The 20,982-nt window shown below is 50.3% G+C and carries 17 protein-coding genes; 11 read left to right on the top strand and 6 right to left on the bottom strand.

What is annotated here, in order from left to right; genetic code table 11:
* Positions 1 to 10 precede the first annotated feature (10 nt).
* Together I2F54_RS12545 and I2F54_RS12540 are read left to right on the top strand one after the other, a co-directional pair.
* On the top strand, positions 11 to 1,396 hold the full coding sequence (locus tag I2F54_RS12545) for a pectate lyase family protein (RefSeq protein ID WP_087413188.1): 1,386 nt from the start codon (positions 11 to 13) through the stop codon (positions 1,394 to 1,396).
* Positions 1,397 to 1,404: 8 nt separating this feature from the next.
* The gene (locus tag I2F54_RS12540) at positions 1,405 to 2,703 is read left to right on the top strand and encodes a glycoside hydrolase family 88/105 protein (protein ID WP_410518269.1); all 1,299 of its coding nucleotides are present in this window, start codon (positions 1,405 to 1,407) and stop codon (positions 2,701 to 2,703) included.
* Between the two features lie 217 nt (positions 2,704 to 2,920).
* Here I2F54_RS12540 and I2F54_RS12535 read toward each other — a convergent pair whose 3' ends face one another.
* From I2F54_RS12535 to cdd, 6 genes are all read right to left on the bottom strand, one after another.
* Positions 2,921 to 3,433, bottom strand: a complete 513-nt coding sequence (locus I2F54_RS12535) for an ECF transporter S component (protein WP_087413189.1) — start codon at positions 3,431 to 3,433, stop codon at positions 2,921 to 2,923.
* A 118-nt stretch (positions 3,434 to 3,551) separates the two neighbouring features.
* Positions 3,552 to 5,444 carry a TonB-dependent receptor gene (locus I2F54_RS12530; RefSeq protein ID WP_195501380.1) on the bottom strand — a complete coding sequence of 631 codons (1,893 nt, stop codon included), beginning with the start codon at positions 5,442 to 5,444 and terminating at the stop codon, positions 3,552 to 3,554.
* Between the two features lie 64 nt (positions 5,445 to 5,508).
* Positions 5,509 to 6,930 (bottom strand): aldo/keto reductase, encoded by a 1,422-nt coding sequence (locus I2F54_RS12525; protein ID WP_195501379.1) that lies wholly within the window; start codon positions 6,928 to 6,930, stop codon positions 5,509 to 5,511.
* A 161-nt stretch (positions 6,931 to 7,091) separates the two neighbouring features.
* The gene (locus I2F54_RS12520) at positions 7,092 to 8,612 is read right to left on the bottom strand and encodes a 4Fe-4S binding protein (protein WP_195501378.1); all 1,521 of its coding nucleotides are present in this window, start codon (positions 8,610 to 8,612) and stop codon (positions 7,092 to 7,094) included.
* 81 nt (positions 8,613 to 8,693) lie between these two features.
* Entirely contained in the window at positions 8,694 to 10,295 is a 1,602-nt protein-coding gene (locus tag I2F54_RS12515) for an ABC-F family ATP-binding cassette domain-containing protein (protein ID WP_195501377.1), read from the bottom strand.
* Between the two features lie 262 nt (positions 10,296 to 10,557).
* Complete coding sequence (gene cdd / locus I2F54_RS12510; RefSeq protein ID WP_087413192.1) at positions 10,558 to 11,040, bottom strand: cytidine deaminase; 483 nt, start codon at positions 11,038 to 11,040, stop codon at positions 10,558 to 10,560.
* 99 nt (positions 11,041 to 11,139) lie between these two features.
* On the opposite strand from cdd, the gene I2F54_RS12505 reads away from it, so the two are divergent.
* From I2F54_RS12505 to I2F54_RS12465, 9 genes are all read left to right on the top strand, one after another.
* Positions 11,140 to 12,060 (top strand): glucosaminidase domain-containing protein, encoded by a 921-nt coding sequence (locus tag I2F54_RS12505; RefSeq protein WP_195501376.1) that lies wholly within the window; start codon positions 11,140 to 11,142, stop codon positions 12,058 to 12,060.
* A 39-nt stretch (positions 12,061 to 12,099) separates the two neighbouring features.
* On the top strand, positions 12,100 to 12,255 hold the full coding sequence (locus I2F54_RS12500) for a hypothetical protein (protein ID WP_195501375.1): 156 nt from the start codon (positions 12,100 to 12,102) through the stop codon (positions 12,253 to 12,255).
* 230 nt (positions 12,256 to 12,485) lie between these two features.
* Positions 12,486 to 13,733: an efflux RND transporter periplasmic adaptor subunit gene (locus I2F54_RS12495; protein ID WP_009121736.1), complete on the top strand. Its 1,248-nt coding sequence runs from the start codon at positions 12,486 to 12,488 to the stop codon at positions 13,731 to 13,733.
* 19 nt (positions 13,734 to 13,752) lie between these two features.
* A complete protein-coding gene (locus tag I2F54_RS12490; protein ID WP_009121737.1) occupies positions 13,753 to 14,418 on the top strand; it encodes an ABC transporter ATP-binding protein in 666 nt (221 codons plus the stop codon).
* A gap of 71 nt (positions 14,419 to 14,489) precedes the next feature.
* Positions 14,490 to 15,764 carry an ABC transporter permease gene (locus I2F54_RS12485; RefSeq protein ID WP_195501374.1) on the top strand — a complete coding sequence of 425 codons (1,275 nt, stop codon included), beginning with the start codon at positions 14,490 to 14,492 and terminating at the stop codon, positions 15,762 to 15,764.
* A 13-nt stretch (positions 15,765 to 15,777) separates the two neighbouring features.
* Positions 15,778 to 17,055: an FtsX-like permease family protein gene (locus I2F54_RS12480; RefSeq protein ID WP_022218734.1), complete on the top strand. Its 1,278-nt coding sequence runs from the start codon at positions 15,778 to 15,780 to the stop codon at positions 17,053 to 17,055.
* A 47-nt stretch (positions 17,056 to 17,102) separates the two neighbouring features.
* The gene (locus I2F54_RS12475; protein WP_022218733.1) at positions 17,103 to 18,395 is read left to right on the top strand and encodes an ABC transporter permease; all 1,293 of its coding nucleotides are present in this window, start codon (positions 17,103 to 17,105) and stop codon (positions 18,393 to 18,395) included.
* A 33-nt stretch (positions 18,396 to 18,428) separates the two neighbouring features.
* The gene (locus tag I2F54_RS12470) at positions 18,429 to 19,667 is read left to right on the top strand and encodes an FtsX-like permease family protein (RefSeq protein ID WP_195501373.1); all 1,239 of its coding nucleotides are present in this window, start codon (positions 18,429 to 18,431) and stop codon (positions 19,665 to 19,667) included.
* Positions 19,668 to 19,695: 28 nt separating this feature from the next.
* A complete protein-coding gene (locus tag I2F54_RS12465; protein WP_009121741.1) occupies positions 19,696 to 20,976 on the top strand; it encodes an ABC transporter permease in 1,281 nt (426 codons plus the stop codon).
* The last annotated feature ends 6 nt before the right edge of the window (positions 20,977 to 20,982 follow it).

The raw sequence follows: 20,982 nt of genomic DNA, 5'->3' as shown, positions 1-20,982 counted from the left end.
GAGATGTACTATGAATCTAATAGGGCTCTTTAGTCTTGCATGGGTATTCCTGTCCTGCAACCAAGAAGAAGGAAAAGATAATCCGGCGGTTCCTTTTCCGGATTATGGTGAAGTACTGGCCTTTCCCGGTGCGGAAGGGTACGGACGGCGTGCCACAGGCGGCAGAACGGGTGAAGTGTATCAAGTAACGACTTTGGCGGATTCGGGTAAGGGTTCTTTACGTGATGCCGTCAGTAAGCCCAACCGTATTATTGTATTTAAGGTAGCGGGGATAATCAAATTAGAGTCTCCTCTCGACTTCTCAAAGAATTTGACAATTGCAGCACAGACAGCTCCGGGTGACGGAGTTGTCGTGTATGGCAATCGGGTTTCCTTTTCGGGGGCGGACAATTTGATATGCCGTTATTTACGTGTACGAATGGGCATGAACGGCCGTGAAGGTAAAGATGCGGCCGGTATCGCCTACGGGTCGGATATGATTTTCGACCACATGTCCGTAACATGGGGACGCGATGAATGTTTCTCCATCAATGGAGACCCTAAAAAGCCTGCCGACCAACCTCGGAATATCACTATACAGAATTCGTTCATAGGGCAGGGACTGCAACCCCATTCTTGCGGCGGCCTTATCCAGACTACGATAAACAACGGGGTTACTTTGTACCGTAATCTGTATATAGACAATAAAACCCGTAATCCGAAAGTGAAAGGATTGAATCAGTTCGTAAACAATGTCCTTTATAATTGGGGAAACGGCGGCGCTTACATTATGGGGGATACCGAGCAAAAATCGGATGCGGATATTCGGAATAATTATTTTATAGTAGGAACTACAGATAATTACGATGGCAAGAAGTTAGGCGCGACAGCTCCCTTTACCCGATATAACGAGCATTTCAGCGCCTATTTGTCCGGTAACTTCTATGATGATAATAAGGATGGCGTATTGAATGGCCGTGAACTGGAACGTACGGACTGCATGAAGAAGTCGGTTGTAGCCGGAGAGGAGATTATAACTTCTCCTACGTTCCTTGAACGTCCGTCCGATATACATCCCGAAATAAAAGGACTGATGACTGCTCAGGAAGCCTATGAATGGATTGTCGATAATGGCGGAGCTTCCCTGCCCGCACGGGATGAGGTGGATGCCTATCTTATTGACGAACTGACTTCATTAGGGAAAAAAGGGCTGATTATCCATACGGAAGAAGATATACCGACAAAAGGGCCGGGCAGTATAAAATCAGCGGATGCTCCCGCGGATACCGATAATGACGGTATGCCGGACGAGTTTGAAGATAAATACGGCCTTGATAAGAACGATCCGGCAGATGCCATGAAGATAGCGTCCAATGGATATACGAATATAGAGAATTATATATTTCTGATTAAATAGAATACCGAATGATGAAAAAATTATGTCTTGTTTTTATAAGTGTGTTGCAATTGTGTAGCGTGCCGGCAGGGGCGCAAACGAATGACAAAGCCAGAGAGATGGCGGTGAAGATAGCCGACCGTATTTTAGCGTCCACCACTTATGAGTTTGTGGATAAGAAAAGCGGGAAGACCTATACATCCTTAAAGAATACGCCATTGAATAAAGCGGTGAAGGTCAAGAGTAAATATCTGGATTGGCACTATACGAACGGAGTTACCAATATCGCCTTAATGGAATTGGGTAATAAGCTGGGTAATTCCAAATACGAAAACTATGTATTGAAAAACATGGATTTCGTATTTGACGCGGACAATCAATCTTATTTCCGCCGATTGTATGAGGAAACGCTGAAGAATGAGGGTTGGAAAGCGGTGAACGCCTTGAACTGGCACATGATTTATCGTAATAAACGTTTGGACGATAACGGATCGATGGGAGCAAGCCTGATTGATTTGAACCGGAAGCATCCTGACGAAGCGTTCCGGAAATATATCGAAAGCACCAATCATCATTTGATGTTTTCCGAGCCCCGGCTCGCCGATGGCACTATTGCCCGGTTGTGGCCGCATGTAAATACGGTATGGGCTGATGATGCTTTTATGGCTCTTTCCTTTTTGGTAAGAATGGGAGAGGTGACGGGAGATAATAAGTATTTCGATGATGCTGCCAATCAGATATTGAATTATACCCGCTATCTGTGGTGTCCGGAAAAGGGAGTATATTATCACTGTTACCATACCGACACGAAGATACACGGAGTAGCTCATTGGTCAAGAGCCAACGGATGGATATTTATGGCAACGGCAGATTTACTGTCGAGAATGCCTGAAAATCATCCTATGCGTGAAGATGTCATCGAGAACTTCCGGATGCAGACGGATGGAGTAATCCGTTATCAGGGCGCTAACGGGTTATGGCATCAGTTGCTCGACAAACCGGATTCTTATGAAGAGATAACCGGAACGTCCATGTTTGTTTTCGGCATTGCCAAGGGAGTTAAAGAAGGATGGTTACATCCCGATTATATCTATGTGGCATGGGAAGGCTTGAAAGGGATGCTGACAAAAATCACGCCCGAGGGTGATGTCACTGCAATTTGTGCAGGTACGGGAATTATGCCTTCTTTATCATTTTATTATAACCGTCCGCAATGGAAAAACGACCCTATGGGTGAAGGACCTGTTTTGAGGGCATTGGTCGAGATGATAGATGCGCCTGCTTATACGGAAATTAAAGCAGAACAGCAATATGACAAGATAAAGTAAGCGGTTCTGTCTCTTTGTTGAGAAACTGACGTTTTTGATTCTCGTAGATTATATTGGTTGAAACCTTAGAATTCGATAAGCAGAAAAAGTTCATCATTTCTTTCTCTGATTATCGATTCTAAGGTTTTCTTTTTGAGTTGAGGCCAACGGCCTCTATACTTTTGGTAAAACAGTGTACGGAAAACAGTTCCGCCACTTTTGATAATCCTGCAATGTATTACAGCGATGCGCTATATTTTATCAACGCATACCCGCCTGCTACCTGCATCGCCATTCCCGGCAGACCGATACGGAAATCTTGTACGGCCTGGAAGAAGCTGCCAACCATAACCCACTCGCCTAAAGTACCTGCCACCTGATAGAACAGTACGACGGCCAATAAAATAGGCAGAGAGATGCGGTTGAAGCGGTGTGCCGCCCAACCGGCTGCTACCGCCAGTAATACGGACTTCAACAGAATGGCGGGAAGCACTGCCGGAAGAGGCATCCCGAACAGCAGCGAATTGATTACCGGAGAAAGAACGGCAGTCAGCAATCCCACTTTCCAGCCGAATTTGTAGGCGCCGATTAGGGTAAAGAAATAGATGGGCAACCATGTTATACCACCTTGCGGTATAAGGTGGAAAAGCTGAGGAAGCGCCATATTGCCTGCAATGAACAATGCGGCCATTAAGTAAGTTTTTGCATTGCTGTAATCCAGCGAATAGAGTTTTACAGTTTTTGTTTCCATGTTCTTATAGTTTATAGAGTAATCTTATTGGTTTATCAAATAATCATTTTTATGCTTACAAAGTTATAACTATTATTTCAAACGGCTACGGTCTTGACGACGGTAATGCCTGATTTTGTCAGAAGTTGATGTTCACTCCGCCCATAACGGTGGCTTTGGGCATCGGGAAGCCGTCGTTGATTTCGTAACGTTGCGCCAGCAGGTTCTCACCCCTTATAAAGAGGTCGGCATAACGGCATAAACGATAATTGGCACGCAGATTCCAAAGAACAAAACTTTCTTTCTTCTCCTTACCTTTACCTACGTTGGTGTAAAGGTCTTTTATATATTGCACCCCGGTTGATACTCCCCAGCGGCCTTGTGTAAAGTCAACGCCCGCATAGAGTTTATGTTCGGGAGCGGCAACCACCGGATTCTCCATGTGCAGCCAGCTATAATTGGCGTTTACTTGCCAGTGAGGATTGATGCGGTAGCCGATATTGGTTTCGAGACCCCAGTTCTCAATCTCGCCGGTATTGACGTTCTTGGGCTTGCCGTCCGTGGGAACGGTCATAATCATGTTGTCACCGTCGATGTAGTAGATATTTATGCCGTAAGACAAAGCACCGTCCAACATCCTTTGTGAGAAGGACAGCTCGTAATTCATCAGACTTTCCGCTTTTAAATCCGGGTTCTGCGGCGGAAACATGTACATTTCACGAATAGTGGGATTGCGGAAACCCTTGCTTACCATCGCCTTCATTTCCACCTGTTCGGGCAAGTGAAACGAAAGTCCGCCTTGTGGAATCCATTCCGTACCTACGTGCGAATGATGGTCTACACGGATACCGGCATCCAAAGACAGCCATTCGCCGAGGTCTTGACGGAAATCGACATATCCGGCAAATTCATCCATTTGCTTGTCTACACCCGGAATACGTTCGCCGGTGGCCACCACTCTGTTCCACGATTCGCCGCCGAAGTGCTGATAGTCGAAACCCATAGTCAGACGGTTGCCGGTGAAAAGCGTTGCGCTTTGGTACCACGATACACCCAGCATCCGGTCTTTGGAATTGAAGTGGGATTCCTGCGGTGTTCCGCCGGGATGATAGCCGTCGTTGATTTTATGGCGTCCCCAGTTGTAAAAGAAACTCAAGGCGCCGGAGCTTTTCTCATAATGGTTTTCGAGAGCGAACGAAGCCATGCCGCGCGTGACGCGTGAATCATTGTCTATATACGGATTACCGGCCTCGCCCGGATTGGAAGCCTTGAATTGGGTGATATTTACGTCGCCCCACAGCTTCCAGGCATCGTTGAAGTCATACCCCAGCTTGGCGTAACCGCCGTATTGCTCAAATTCCATATCGTCGCGATGTCCGTCGGTACGGTTGTAAGAGCCGGTGACGATACTGCTGAAACGCCCTTTCTTGATGCGGTTGGAAACCTCCGTCTGTAATGTATTGTAGGAACCGTAACCAATTTGCGCATTGGTCTTTATGCCGTCTTCCTGCATCTTGCGGGTCACGATATTGATGACGCCGCCCATGGCGTTGGAGCCGTACAGCACCGAGGCGGGGCCGCGAAGCACTTCCACCCGGTCGGTCAGCATGGTTTGATAGGCGTCGGCAATGGGGTGCCCCATTAATCCCATATATTGGGGATGTCCGTCAATCAGCACCAGCAAGCCCGCCGTAGGACTGCCGCCGATACCGCGCAGGCTCATTCCGCCCGCCGCTCCCGTAGACACGCCGTATCCCATGATACCGCGGCTCGTGGTGAACAGGCCGGGCACTTGCTCCGTCAGTACGGGCAGAACGGACGGCTGAAAACTTTGTTCCAGCACTTTGCGGTTGACTACGGAGATGGTCATTGGCAGATGCCGTATATCCGTTTCGTTTCTTGTTCCGGTGACTACCACTTCATCTATTGTCAGGCTTCCGGCAATGCGCGTGCTGTCTTTTGTTGTTTGCGCGAATCCTGCCATTGCCCAGATACCGGTTATCGAAAGGAGTAATATTGCTTTTTTCTTCATTCGTATTACTTTCTTCATTATTTGCTCCGCCAAAGATAGGGCGTATTTTCTTTTTCCGTTTGTATTATAGTCTCTCTTGTTTGAGATTTTCTACAAATAGGTCTATTTCCTGTAACTTTTTGGGAATATCAATGCCCTGCGGACAATGCGGGTTGCATTGGTCGCATCCGGTACAATGACTTGCCTGGCGAAGCTTCGGTACGCTGCGGTCATAGCCGATGAGGAAGGCGCGGCGTGCTTCGCGATAGTTCTCGTCCTGACTGCTTTTAGGCACATTGCCCTCGTTGATGCATCGGTTGTAATGCAGCAATATGGCGGGGATGTCCAGACCGTAGGGACAAGGCATACAGTATTTGCAGTCGTTGCACGGAACGGTGGGATAGGTCAGCATCATCTGCGCCGTATCTTCCAGCAGCGCCATTTCTTCTTCCGTGCAGGGGTCGAGCGGGGAGAAGGTGCGGAGATTGTCTTGCAGATGTTCCATATACGTCATGCCGCTTAACACCGTCAGCACATCGGGAAAGGTTCCGGCAAAGCGGAATGCCCAGGAAGCTACGCTGTCTTGCGGACGGCGTTGTTTCAGGCGTGCCATCAGGTGATCGTTCAGTTTGGAGAGACGTCCGCCCAATAACGGCTCCATGATGACGGCAGGTATGCCGCGCTTTACGAGTTCTCCATACAGATATTCGGCATCCGTATTGCGGGTATTTACTTCTTTGGCATGTTTCCAGTCGACGTAGTTCAGCTGGATTTGTACGAAATCCCATTTCAGTTCGTCGTGTCGGGAGAGGAGATAATCGAAAACTTTGATGTCGCCGTGATAAGAGAAACCGAGATTGCGGATGCGCCCCGCTTCACGTTCTTTCAGAAGGAAGTCGAGCATGCCGTTATCCAGATAGCGGCTGTGCAGGGCTTCCATACCGCCCATGCCGATACCGTGCAACAGCAAATAGTCGATATAATCCACTTGCAGTTCACGGAAAGAGCGGTGATACATGGCAAGTGACTCCTCACGGCTGTGGGTGCTGGGACTGAAGTTGGACAGTTTGGTGGCGAGGAAGAACTTTTCACGCGGGTGGCGCTTCAGGGCGATACCCGTGGCACGCTCGGACATACCCTGCACATATGCCGGGGATGTATCGAAGTAATTCACGCCGTGGGCAATGGCGTAGTCTATCAGTTCGTTGACGGCTTCCTGGTCTATCTCATCCCCGTTTCCGTCAGCTCGTTTCCGGGTAGGCCAGCGCATACAGCCGTAGCCTAATAACGATACACGGTCGCCCGTAGTAGGATTGGTGCGGTAGACCATCTTATCGGTAGGAATCTCGCCCAAAGCGGCCGATTCGCTGTCCGAACTGTTGTTTTTACCGGAGCAGCCATACAGCGCGGCTGCCGATGCGAGTGTTCCTGCGCCGGCAAGCTTGAAAAAGTCCCGGCGGTTAATCTTATTGCTATTATTATTGTTATGGTTATTATTCTTATCCATAAGTCCCCAATGATATTAATTGATTCAGTCGTTTATTTATATAATTCGTGATGATACTCTTTCATTACCTTGCCGCTTCATCACTGCTTCAGCGCTACTTCAGCGTCTCATCACTTCATTATCTCATCACCTCATCGTTTTACCGCTTTTTCACCTGGTCTTTACACCGTCCTGTGCATAATATGTCCTTCCACATAGATTGCGCTGAACGGGCGTGACGGGCAAAGATTCTCACATGCTCCGCAGCCGATGCAGCGTTCGGTATTGACAACGGGTATTTTTTTGGACTCCGGATTCCCGGGGTCTGAAGCTACCATTTGTATGGCGCTGACCGGACAATGGCGGGCGCAGTTTCCACATTCCACATCATCGGTGATGCAGATGCAATTCTCCTTTATCCATACGGCGTGGCCTATCTGGATAGCAGATTTATCAGCTTTCGTTATCGGCCGGATTGCACCTGCCGGACATACTTCCGAACACTTGGTACATTCGGGACGGCAGTAGCCGCGCTCGTAGGACATTTCCGGCTGCATCAGTTTCGTCAGGTCGGAAGAGGGGCGCAGTACTTGGTTGGGACATACCGCAACGCATAGTTGGCAGGCTGTACAGTGTTGCGCGAAATTGCGTGCGCTCAACGACCCCGGCGGAGTGATGGCGGCGGCACGTGCGGGTATCTTCTTATCTTCGATGACAGCCAGTCCGCCATCCACTTTCTTCTCTTGCGCCTTTAAGGCTGCGGTAGCGGCCAACACTGCCGTTGCCGAGAGGAATGCGCGCCGGGTATCATCTATCGGTTCGGCAGTACCGGTCGCTGCACGGGACTGATTCCGGGCAGCTACTTTCTCTACACCTGCTTTATGACGGCGGGTGTAGGTGATGGCGCCCTGCTTACATTTATCCAGACAATCCATGCACGCCACGCAACGGCTGTAATCGATTTCGTGAGCTTTGGAGTTGATGCACGAAGCTTTGCAGTTGCGTGCGCAAAGTCCGCAGCCGTTGCACTTCGCTGTGTCTATAACCGGTTTGAAAAGGGAATACTTGGACAAGAAGCCGAGTACCGTACCCACCGGACAAATCGTGTTACAGTACGTACGCCCGCCTCTCCATGCCAATATGATGAGTACGACAAAAGTAAGGGACGCTATGATGAACGTAGGCAGGCTTTTCATCCACACCTCTGTTTCATAGAAAGCGTAGCTGTCCGCCCGTTCCGCCAGGTATGCCAGCAGATTGTTGCCCCACTGGTAGACGGGAGCGAAAAGATTGGAAGCGATACGCCCATAAGAGCTGTACGGCTCGAGCAGCGAAGCGACCGCATGAAAGCGTACCCCCGCAATGAGGGTGACGGCAAACAATGCCAGCATCCCATAACGCAGCCATTTTTTTGCGGGAGAGTAGCGGAAGCGGTTTTTCTTCCGTTTGCCCGCAAACCGGGAGATGACATCCTGAAATACGCCGAGCGGACAGATAACGGAACAATAGACGCGTCCGAACAGCAAGGTCAATACAACAAGCAGCAATACCACACCTACATTCAGTGCGAGCAGTGCGGGGAGAAACTGTATCTTTGCCATCCAGCCCATCCATCCGTGCAGCGTTCCGGTAAAATCGAGGAACAGGAGCGTGACGAGCGCAAAGAATACAATTGCAAGTGTCAGTCTGATAGTACGTAACATAGTCATAATAGTTTTATCGTCGCAAAAATACGGAGTTTATCATTAGTTTGTGTATATGGATTACAGTTGTTTTTACCAATTTTACAGAAAAAAGCTTATTTCTTGTTCAATTCCCGCTTCTTTCAGAAATTCCCGGTCGTGCGAGATAACAAGTATGGTACCTTGATAGTTACGTATCGCGGCCGTGATGATTTCAACGCTTTCGATGTCCAGATTATTGGTAGGTTCGTCCAGCATAAATATGTCGGGAGTGTTATCGGCAATCATCAGGCAGCAGAAGGCAAGGCGCATTTTCTCACCGCCGCTTAATTTGCCGCAAGGTTTGTTCCAAACGTCCTGCGGGAAAAGATAACGGTTTAAGATGGTCTTTATTTCATGTTCCGGCAGATGCCGCAGATTGAAGGTTTCCGCTTGTTCCGAAACGGTATATCCATTTTGGATAAGGGAGTATTCCTGATCCAGATAAACATAGGTAAAGTCTGCACGCTCTATCGCTCCGCCGGTCGGTGCCAGTTCGCCGGTAATCAGTTTCAGCAGGGTTGTCTTACCGCTGCCGTTATTCCCTTTAATGCACAATCGGCTGCCGCTGCGCAGCTGAAAGCTGAGGGGAGCCGGCCAAAGGTTTGCGTCGCTGTCCGGGTAATGAAAATTGATATCCCGTGCCGTAACGAGTATTTTGCCTGTATGCAATGCCGGGGCGTTGAAGTCTGTTTTCAACTTGTCCGTTCGCGATAAGGAGCCTTTCAGGCTTGTTATTTCCTGCTGAATCTTTCCCGCCTTTTCGGCGTGGACATTACTGAGCCTGCTACTGCTGTTTTCGGCGTGATTCTTCAGGCTGCCCAACAGGATACGCGGAATACCTTTCTTTATGGAAGCCTTTTCGCCTCGTGTGTTTTGCCTGGCTTTCCGTTCTTCCACTTCACGGGCGGTTTTGCGGGCGAGGCGCAAAGCCTTTTCTTTTTCTTCCAACTGCTGTTGCAGGGCGTTGCGGTGCACTTCTTTCTGTTCTTTATAGAAGTCGTAATTACCGCCGTAGTAAGCCAGTCCGTTGCGGGAAAGCTCGCAAATGGCGGGTAGCAGGTTTAGCAGGGTACGGTCGTGGCTGATAACGAGTACCGTAGCCGAAGTGCGGCGTACGAAATCATACAAGCGTTCCCGTCCGGCGGTATCCAGATGATTGGTCGGCTCGTCCAGCAGTATGGTGCCCGGCTCGCCCAGCTCCATGCCGGCGAGGAACAGGCGTGTTTTCTCTCCGCCGCTCAACCCCTTTAACGGGCGCAAAAGGGAGATACCGGCCAACTGCCATGCGTCGAGCGCGGCTTGGGCGCGTTCTTCGATATTCCAGTCGTCATCGAGCCGGACGAAGTGTTCTTCCGCCGCATCACCGTTCAGGATGGCGTGGAGAGCGGTTAGCTTACGGTCTATGCCCAATGCCTGCGCAACCGTCCGTCCGTCGTACTGCCCGAAATGCTGGGGCACATGGAAAAGATGCCCGGAGCAATACGCGCTGCCGCCGCCCGGCGATACTTCTCCCGCAAGGATACGCATCAGGGTGGACTTTCCGCAACCGTTGTTGCCTGTCAGCGCGGTCTTTTCTCCGGAATTGATAATCAGATTGAGGTTGGAAAACAAAACTTCCTTATCGGTATGGATATAGCTGAGGTCTTTGATAATGATACTCATAAAAATACTGTGTTCAGGGTAGATAACATAGGTGTCCGCATGACACATTTTCAACTCTCGCAAGGCTGTGGGGAACAGACAAACACAGTAAAGGCCAAACATACACCTTTTGAGTGATGCTCAGCGTTCTGATATGAAAAGCATGTATAAAGTGATGTTTACCGAAATGTGCTGTCTTTACTTAACTATTCTCATCGGTGATATTTATTGGTTAGCGGTTGCAAAGGTACGCATTTTATTTATAATAAGGTACACATCTTGTTTATAACATGGAAGACGCATCGAATGAAAGCGGCAGCAATGCGCCTACATTCTTCAATTCATAAATGCCTTTTTCGCCGAACAGCAAGATGCGCATGGGGCGTTTGAAGCGTTTCTCCGTTTCGAGCATCACCTGCCGGCAGGCGCCGCATGGGGGAATGGGCTCTTCCAGAAACTCCCCGCGTTCGTTGCGCGCGGCTATGGCAAGCGTTTCTACGGCTTGGTCGGGATATTGGGAGTTGGCATAGAACAAGGTGGTGCGTTCCGCGCAAAGTCCCGACGGATAGGCTGCATTCTCCTGGTTGGTACCTGTAACAATCGTATTGTTTGCCAATCGGGCTGCCGCGCCCACGGAGAAATGCGAGTAGGGGGCATAGCTGCGGAAAGTTGCCTGACGGGCGGCATCCATCAGCTCGCGGTCGGCGGCACTCAGTTCTTCGTAGTCGTATATCTTGATAGCAATCTGTATGTTCAGGTCTTTCATAGAGTAATGGTTTATTGTAATTAATGTTACAAAGATAGGAAAGAGATTGGTTTTTTCAATTCTTTTGCAGACTTTTGTGTCAAATTCAACATTTGAAGCATGAAACCTATTTTCAGACTGACCGCTATCATAGCGCTTCTTCTTGTTTCCGTAGCCACGCAGGCGCAACGCAGAAACTCCCGCTACAATGAATACATAAAGCAGTATGCTCCGCTTGCCGTAGAGCAGATGAAGGAACATAAGATACCCGCCAGCATTACGCTGGCGCAAGGTCTGCTGGAAAGCGGTGCGGGGCAAAGTACGCTGGCGCGTAAAAGCAACAACCACTTCGGCATAAAGTGCGGAAGCAGTTGGCGGGGACGCAGCGTGCGGCACGACGATGATGCCCGTAACGAGTGTTTCCGCGCCTACCGCAATCCGAAGGATTCCTACGAAGACCACTCGCTTTTCTTGAAACGCGGCGCCCGCTACGCTTTCCTGTTTAAGTTGAAGATTACCGACTACAAAGGCTGGGCGCGCGGCCTGAAAAAAGCGGGCTATGCCACAGACCCCTCTTACGCCAACCGCTTGATAACCATCATCGAGGACTACGACTTATATAGGTATGACAGTCGCGGCATGAGCAAGCGTGAAGCCCGCAATTGGGAGAAGGAATTGAAGAAGAAGCCCTGGCTCGCCAATCCGCACCAGGTGTATATCGCCAATGACATAGCCTATGTCGTGGCACGTGACGGAGATACCTTCCAATTCCTGGGCAAGGAGTTCGGCATCAGCTGGCGCAAACTGGTGAAGTATAACGACCTGCACAAAGACTATACCTTAGAGGCCGGCGATATCATCTATCTGAAAGGCAAGCGCAAGAAAGCGGCCAAGCCTCATACCGTTTATATCGTGAAGGACGGCGATTCCATGCACTCCATCTCGCAGACGTACGGCATTCGCCTGAAGAACCTGTATAAGATGAACCGCAAGGATGCGGAATACGTGCCGGAAGTAGGCGACAGGCTGCGTTTGAGATAAGCGGATTACGGCTTTTATATCCTATTGTAATTCAGTGAGATGCGCGTACCAAAGAGATACCGCGCTTTGGTACGTCGTGTACCCTGCTTAGGTACGAAGCGTACCAGCCTTAGGTACACGTCGTACCAAGCGTTGGTATTCCTTGTACCGGCTGTTGGTATCGGCTGTACCAAAGGTTGGTATTGCCGTTACTAAAGCATGTTGTCGGCGGGATGTGCCATGCCTGTCCCTTTTGTGTACCGGTCCGCTATCCGAAAATGTACAGAGTGTCCGAAAACGGACACTCTTCTTTTTTGTTTTAACGCTTGTTTTCAATGATTTACATTTTTGGCACGGATTTCGCAAGTATAAGGACGAAGAATCGCGGCTGTCCGTTTACGTGACAGGACGGCGGCAACATAAAACAGTAAATAAAGACAGAGAATATGGATAGAGAGATTCCGAAAGAAGTTCGTAACAAAGAACGTAACAAGAAAATCATTCGTTATGGCGGCATGGGCGCTGCGGGTATCGTCGTTATCAGTGTACTCATTTCGTTGATGCGTACCGGCGTGAAAGAAAAAGACCTTGTGTTTTCAAAAGTGAACCAGGGCACTATCGAGGTCAGCGTAAGCGCTTCAGGCAAGGTGGTTCCTGCCTTTGAGGAGATTATCAATTCGCCTATCAACACCCGTATTCTGGAAGTATATAAGAAAGGCGGCGACAGCGTGGATGTAGGCACGCCTATCCTGAAGCTGGACTTGCAGAGCGCCGAAACCGATTATAAGCAGAAGCTGGACGAGGAACAGATGCGCAGCTACAAGCTGAAACAGCTCAAACTGGAGAACATGACCAAGCTGAATGACTTGCAGATGAAGATAAAGGTTTCTGCCATGCAGCTGAACCGCAAAAAGGTGGAGCTGCGTAATGAGCAATACCTCGACAGCCTCGGCTCCGGCACTACCGATAAAGTGCGTCAGGCGGAGCTGAGCTATAATGTGGCCGAGTTGGAATACGAACAGTTGAAGCAACAGTATGCCAACGAGAAAGAAGTGCTGGATGCGGAATACCAGGTGCAGGAATTGGATTTCAGCATCTTCCGCAAGACGCTGGCCGAAACCAAACGTACGCTGGACGACGCGCAAATCCGTTCGCCCCGTAAGGCCATCCTTACTTACATCAATAACCAGATTGGCGCGCAGGTGGCGGAGGGTTCGCAGATTGCCGTCATCTCCGATTTGAGCCACTTCAAAGTAGAGGGCGAGATAGCCGATACGTACGGCGACCGTGTATCTGCCGGCGGCAAGGCCGTTGTGAAGATTGGCAATGAGAAACTGGAAGGGGCGGTCAGCAGTGTCACTCCGTTGTCCAAGAACGGCGTTATCTCCTTTACCGTACAACTGAATGAGGATAACAACCGCCGTCTCCGCTCCGGCCTGAAAACGGATGTGTATGTGATGAACGCCGTGAAAGAGGACGTGTTGCGCATTGCCAACGCTTCTTACTATGTGGGACGCGGGGAATACGAACTGTTTGTCCGTAATTCCGATAACGAGATTGTGAAGCGCAAAGTGCAGCTGGGCGATTCCAACTTTGAGTTTGTAGAGGTTATTGGCGGCTTGCAACCGGGTGATGAAGTGGTGGTGAGCGACATGAGCCAGTATAAGAACAAGAATAAGCTGAAACTGAAATAACAATTAAATACTTACCATTATGATTAAGTTAACTGGCATCAACAAGATTTATCGTACGAACGAGATTGAAACCGTAGCGTTGGAGAATGTAAACCTCGAAGTGAACAAGGGAGAATTCCTCAGTATCATGGGTCCTTCCGGTTGCGGTAAGTCTACTTTGCTGAACATTATGGGTTTGCTGGATGCGCCTACCGGCGGAACGATTGAAATAGCCGGCATTAAGGTGGACGGCATGAAGGACAGGGAACTGGCGGCTTTCCGTAACCGGAAGCTGGGGTTTGTGTTCCAGTCTTTCCACTTGATTAATTCGCTGAATGTACTGGATAACGTGGAGCTGCCTTTGCTGTACAGAAAGGTGTCGGCCAAGGAGCGTCGCCGTCTGGCAGAGGAAGTATTGCAGAAGGTGGGTTTGAGCCACCGTATGCGCCACATGCCTACACAGCTTTCCGGCGGTCAGTGCCAGCGTGTTGCCATTGCGCGCGCCATCATCGGCAATCCGGAGATAATACTCGCCGATGAGCCTACCGGTAATCTGGACTCCAAGATGGGTGCGGAAGTCATGGAGCTGTTGCATCAGCTGAATAAAGAAGACGGACGCACCATCGTAATGGTGACCCACAATGAAGAACAGGCCAGACAAACCAGCCGTACCGTCCGCTTCTTCGACGGCCGTCAGGTAGAATAATTCCCGCCCTTCATCCCCCATAACTCATAACTTATAACTCATAACCCATAACTTATCCCCCCCTCATCACCATGCAAACCATTCGTCAAGCCCTTATGCTTCTGCGGCAGAATCCGTTGCTGAGTACCATCTTCATATTGGGTACGGCATTTGCCATAACCATGATTATGGCGATTGTAATTACCTGGCAGATGAAATATGCGGATATGGAGCCGGAAGTGAACCGCAGCCGTTGTTTATATATAAGTAAGATGCATTTGCAGGGCAAAGGAAATAAGGAGTGGAATAATTATAGCTCCTGTTCGCCGGCTTTTATGAAAGAGTGTGTGCAGCCGTTGCCGGAAGTGGAGGCTTGTACGGCGTTTGTTCCGGCGGGAGTTGCTTTGGTTTCCATGCCCGATGGCACTAACAGCGTAAAGGTGGATGCCATGGAGACGGATCCGGGTTTCTGGAAAGTGTTCCGGATGCAGTTCGTCGCCGGACGCGGATTCGATGATTCGGACCGGGGCGGTGATGTGTCTGCTATTGTGATATCTGCTTCTGTCGCCCGGAAACTGTTCGGTACTACGGATGCGGTAGGTAAGACGGTGCTGCTGAACCGCAACGAGGCGCGTGTGTGCGGAGTGGTGAAGGATGTGTCCGTAATAGCCAAAGACGCTTACGCACAGGTGTGGCGCATGTATCCGGCCGATTTGCAGGATGCCGTTTCCGTTCGGAACTATATCGGCGCGCATACGGTCGTTGCGCTGGCGCGCTCATCCGATGACTTTCCGGCCATCAGGCAAGGAATGGAGAAGCGGGTGAAAGACATCAATGCCGTGCAGAACGAAATGCTGATAGATATCATGGAACAACCCGATGAAATCGTGGCGCATGTCAATCATGTGTGGGCCAACACAGGGCCGGACTTGCGGATGCTGTACATGCAGTATTTCCTGGCATTGCTCATTATCCTTTTGGTGCCGTCACTCAATCTTTGCGGGCTGAGCAACAGCCGTATGCAGCAGCGCATCAGCGAGCTGGGAGTGCGCAAGGCATTCGGGGCGACGCGCGGCGTACTGATAAGGCAGATATTGAACGAGAACCTTGTGCTGACGCTGATAGGCGGAGTCGTAGGGCTGGTATTCAGCTATCTGGCTGTGTATGGAATGCGTACGTGGTTGTTCACCAATAGTCAGAACATCGGTACTTCCGGTGACTTCGACCTGAGCATGTCGGTGCTGTTCAGTCCGGCGGTGTTTGGCCTGGCTTTCCTTTTCTGCCTGGTCATCAACCTGCTGAGCGCGGGTCTGCCCACATGGCTTGCCGCACGGCACACGATTGTAGATTCTTTGAACGATAAATAAAGCGAGATTGATTATGAAATTCATAGTACATAACTTACGTATGATTCGGGCGCGTCTCCGTAATAACGGCTGGGTGCTTGCGGAACTGTTTCTGGTGTTTATCGTGATGTGGTTTCTCTGCGATTCGTTGGGATGCCTGAAGTATACGTTCTATCGCCCGTTGGGGTATGACATAGACCATGTTTACCAGCTTTCGATGATTACGGGCGGTGAAAGCCGGGATGCCGGAATGACAAAAGGGGATAAATATATAAGTATTCTGCAAAAACTCGAAAGGGAACCCACGGTGGAAGTGGCCGCCCTGTCGTATTGGAGCCTGCCGATGAGCGGTAATAATTCTTATAACTCGCTGGCTGTGCAAGATACCATCGGATGCGATTTGCGCATGATAAACGCCACCGGAGGATATACCCGGGTGTTCCGCATGAAAGAAGATGCCAAACGTCCGTTTGCGGCAATGCCCGTGGGAAGTGATATTACCGCCGGCAATTATGTAATGCTGAGCGAGGATGCGGTTCTTTATTTTAAGGAGAGAGTGCCCGGCTTCTCATTGGATACTCCCCTGAACTGGTACGGGGATTCTGCGAACGTTGTTACCCAAAGCGGTATGATTGGCGGTTTCCGTTCTTATCGTTATGGGGCTGACGCGAAGTGGGTTTTCCGGAGAATGGACGAGAATGTAATACGGACGGAATTGAAGGATTATACGGCGCAGATTGTTTTCCGTGTGAAAGAAAACATGGACTCTCCCGATTACAGGAGCAGGTTCCTTAAAGAGATAGCTCCGCATCTGGACACCGACAATATGTTTATAGCCGACGTCGTTCCTTATACGGAACAGCAATATCAGTTTGAGGTGGTGAGAGGCGATGTGGATAAAGTGAATACGCAGACGGTCGTAGTGGTGTTTCTGCTGGTGAATGTGTTTTTGGGGCTGATAGGTACATTCTGGTTCCGTACCCGCCGCCGTCGCAATGAAATAGCTTTAAGGCTTGCGATGGGCAGCACGAAGAAGCAGATATTCTGTTTGCTTATGGGAGAGGGATTGCTGTTGCTGACCCTTGTTACGCTCCCGGCCATGATTGTATGCTACAATGTGGGCATTGCCGAATTTACGATGGGACATACCGAACTGATTACCACCTGGCCGGTGGAATGGAGTTTCCTTCGTTTCCTGTCGGGCACGTTGGGCGCATGGCTGCTGATGGCGTCGATGGTGATAGTGGGAATCTGGTTTCCGGCGCAGCAAGCTGTCAGCATACAGCCGGCAGAGGCATTGCACGAAGAGTAAAAGTAGAAAACTGATTATAGTGTACTGTTAAAATAGCGAATGAACAGATGATAAAGCAATATTTTACACAAGCGTGGGCGCAGCTTCGCCAGCAACCGCTGATGAGTGCGGTCGGTATAGCCGGTACAGCGCTTGCCATCTTCCTGATTATGCTGGTGGTAATGATGCAGCAGGTAAAGGTGGCTCCTTTCGCGCCCGAAAGTAATCGCGACCGCTTTCTGCACGTCAAGTCGATGAGCATCTCCAACTCGAACTGGGGCGAAGGGACGAGCAACGGACCGATGAGCGTGCAGACCGCCCGTGAATGTTTCCAGTCGCTGAAAACACCGGAAGCCGTCACTATTTATACCATTTTCCCGGTATCCACACCTGTTTCTTTGCCGGGCAAGCCGGCGGTCAGCGTGGATTTGCGGCAGACGGATGACATCTTCTGGCGTGTGTTTGACTTCTCCTTTATCAATGGAAAGCCCTACGATAAAGCCGTATTCGACGCCGGACAACCGGCGGCCGTACTTACGGAAAGTGTAGCGCGCAGCCTTTTCGGTACGACCGATGTGGAGGGACGTGAATTTCTCCTCAGTCATGCGCCCTATCGCGTGGCCGGTGTCGTGAAAGATGTGTCCACGCTGGCGGATTGCGCTTACGGGCAGGTATGGGTTCCGTATACCTCGACGGGTATGGATAATGATACGTGGAACGACCGGCATATGGGAATGATGAGTTGCACGATACTGGCGCGTAGCCGGGATGATTTTCCCGCTATCCGCCGGGAAGCCGAACGCCGTAAATCGGCGTACAACACGCTCATCGGAAAGAACGGCTGGGAACTGATTTACCGTAACCGTCCCTACGACCAGGAAAAGAATGCCATCGCTTTCGGCGCCAATATCGAACCGGATGTGGATGCGGCCCGCCGCCAGCGGATTATCATCTTCGTTATCTTGCTGATAGTGCCTGCCATCAATCTTTCGAGCATGACGCAGAGCCGTTTGCGTCAGCGGGTAGCGGAAATCGGGGTACGCCGTGCTTTCGGCAGTACACGCATGGAGCTGATGGGGCAGATTATAGCGGAGAATCTGGTGATAACCTTATTGGCCGGTATTGTCGGCCTGCTGCTGAGCGTGGTTTTTGCGTACGTGGGCAACACGTTGCTTTTTGCGCAGGAGTTCAGCCAGACTTTGAATCCGCCGGAAGTGGACGCTTCAATCCTGCTGCATGCTTCCACCTTTGCCTGGGCGCTGCTCTTTTGCTTTGTGCTGAACTTGATGAGCAGCGGTTTTCCGGCATGGCGCGCTTCACGTATCGGGATAGTGAATGCATTGGGTGGACGGTTGCACTAAACGCTCGTCGCTAACTATTAATCGCAGAAAGAAATGACTAAGAAACTTTTGGTACAGATAAAGAATGAATGGCGCAATAACCTGTGGCTGGCTTTGGAACTGCTGGTTGTGAGCGTTGTGATGTGGTTTGTGGTAGATTATCTCTATACGCGTGCAGCTACCTACTTGGAACCGCGAGGCTTTGACATCAGTCATTGTTACCTTATTGAAATGGGAAAACTCACGGACAAGAGTCCTGATTATATTCCGAACCAAACCGATGAACAGGAAGATGCCGATATTCTTGAACTTGTAGACCGCTTACGCCGCCGTCCGGAAATTGAGGCGGTAAGTCTCTCGCAAAATTCCTATCCATACAATGGCAGCAATTCTACTGATATGGTTCGGTATGATACACTGGTTTCTGATAGTTGGACTATCCGCCGTATGGTAACTCCCGATTTTGTACGTGTGTTCCGTTATCAGGGTACACGTGGTGAAACGCCCGAACAGCTTGCCGGGATGTTGGAAAAAGGAGAGTTCCTTGCTTCCGATAACCTCTACCGGAAGTACGGTCGTCCGCTGACAGAACTTGTAGGCAAACGTTGCCAGCTTTTTGGTGATACAACACAAACTTATCGATTGGGGGCGGCTTTAAAGGATGTACGTTACAACGACTTCCAACAAGCTCGAAGCTCTTATACTTTTCTCTATAAACTGGACTGGTACGATATTGGGTTGGAACTTTGCTTGCGTGTCCGGGCTAATCAAGACCATGACTTCATCCGGCGCCTGAAGGCGGACAGCGAGAAGCAGTTCCGCATCGGCAACGTCTATATTTCCGAAGTGCGTTCTTTTAAGGATATCCGCCGTAATTTCCAGCAGTCATGGAGCAATGATTTGCGTAATTACGTGATGGGAATGGGATTCCTGCTGCTGAATATCTTCCTGGGGCTGCTCGGCACTTTCTGGTTCCGTACCCAGCAACGCCGTTCGGAGATTGCCCTGCATAAGGCGCATGGAGCATCGGACATGAGTATTTTCGTCCGTCTGATAAGCGAAGGACTGCTTTTGCTGTTACTTATCACCCCGATAGCATTCATCATCGATTATAACCTGGCAAGCATGGAACTGAATTCTTGGCGCAACGGTACGACGCTGGAGTGGGGGCGTCTGTTGTTTTGCGCGGCCGTAAGTTTCGTCCTGATAGGATTGATGATTACGATTGGTATCGGTATTCCGGCGCGTAAGGCGATGAAGGTACAACCGGCGGAAGCTCTGCACGATGAATGAATTCAAGAAATTAAACCGATAACAGAATATGATACGTCTTTATTTTCAGCAAGCGCTATATCATTTGCGCGAGAATCCTATCATAACGTGGGTTTCCGTACTGGGTACGGCATTGGCCATCTGTATGATTATGGTGCTTGTCATCACTTTTCAGGTAAGGCTTGTGGACTGTGAGCCGGAAGTGAACCGCAGCCGTTCGCTGTATGTGTCTGCCATGTCCGTCAAGAACAAGGGTGGGAGCGACGGTGATTCGTCCAACGCCCGCATGTCGGTACGTACGGGGCGCGAGTGCTTTAAGAATCTCACCACGGCGGAAGCGGTCACGTTGATTTCCTTGCCCGAAAAGGTACGTGTGTCTTTGCCGGCGGGCAACAAGGCCACTGCCGACATGGTGCAGACGGACGATGCCTTTTGGTCTATCTTCCGGTTTCGGTTTCTCAGCGGCAAGGCGTTTACAAAGGCCGACAGCGATGCCGGACTGCCATGCGCCGTGCTGAGCGCTACGGTGGCGCGCCGCCTGTTCGGCACGACGGATGTTGCGGGAAAAACGGTACAACTGAACCATGTGGAGTACCGTATATCCGGTGTGGTGGCGGATGTGTCCGTACTTGCCACTTCTGCTTATGCGCAGGTGTGGGTGCCTTATACTTCCACGGATATTAACCGGCTGACGTGGTGGGAAGACACTATGGGACAGATGAGAGCGGTTATCCTCGCACATTCCGTAGCCGATTTTCCGGCTATCCGTGAGGAGGTGGAACAACTCCGCCGCAAATATAACGACGGGTTGCGTGACTCGGAAGTGTTTTACCGCGGGCAACCCGATGAACAGTTTGCCAATCTTTACCGCAAGTGGAGCGAAACGCCCGATACCAAAGCCATTATCCTGCATTACACGCTCGTTATCGTCATTCTGTTGCTTGTACCTGCCATCAACCTGAGCAGCATGACGCTTTCCCGTATGCGTAAGCGCATGGCGGAGATAGGCGTGCGCAAGGCTTTCGGGGCTACGGGCGGGGAACTGATGCGCCAGATATTCTTTGAGAACCTGTTGCTGACATTGTTTGCCGGCGTATTGGGACTTGCGCTGAGCTATGCCGCCACTTTCCTGCTGAACGGCTTCCTCTTCGACAACAGCACCAATGCCTACCTCAGCGGTGAAACCACACTGACACCGGGCATGCTGCTTTCGCCCTGGGCGTTTCTTGCGGCTTTCGGCTTCTGCTTGCTGATGAACATCCTTTCGGCGGGCATACCGGCATGGCGCGCTTCGAGAATGAATATAACGGATGCGATTAACCAAAGGTAAACGATG

The sequence above is a fragment of the Bacteroides clarus genome, from assembly GCF_015555825.1.
GTDB lineage: Bacteria > Bacteroidota > Bacteroidia > Bacteroidales > Bacteroidaceae > Bacteroides > Bacteroides clarus.
Note: the sequence above shows the minus strand (reverse complement) of the source record. Positions and strands in the feature narration are given on the sequence as shown.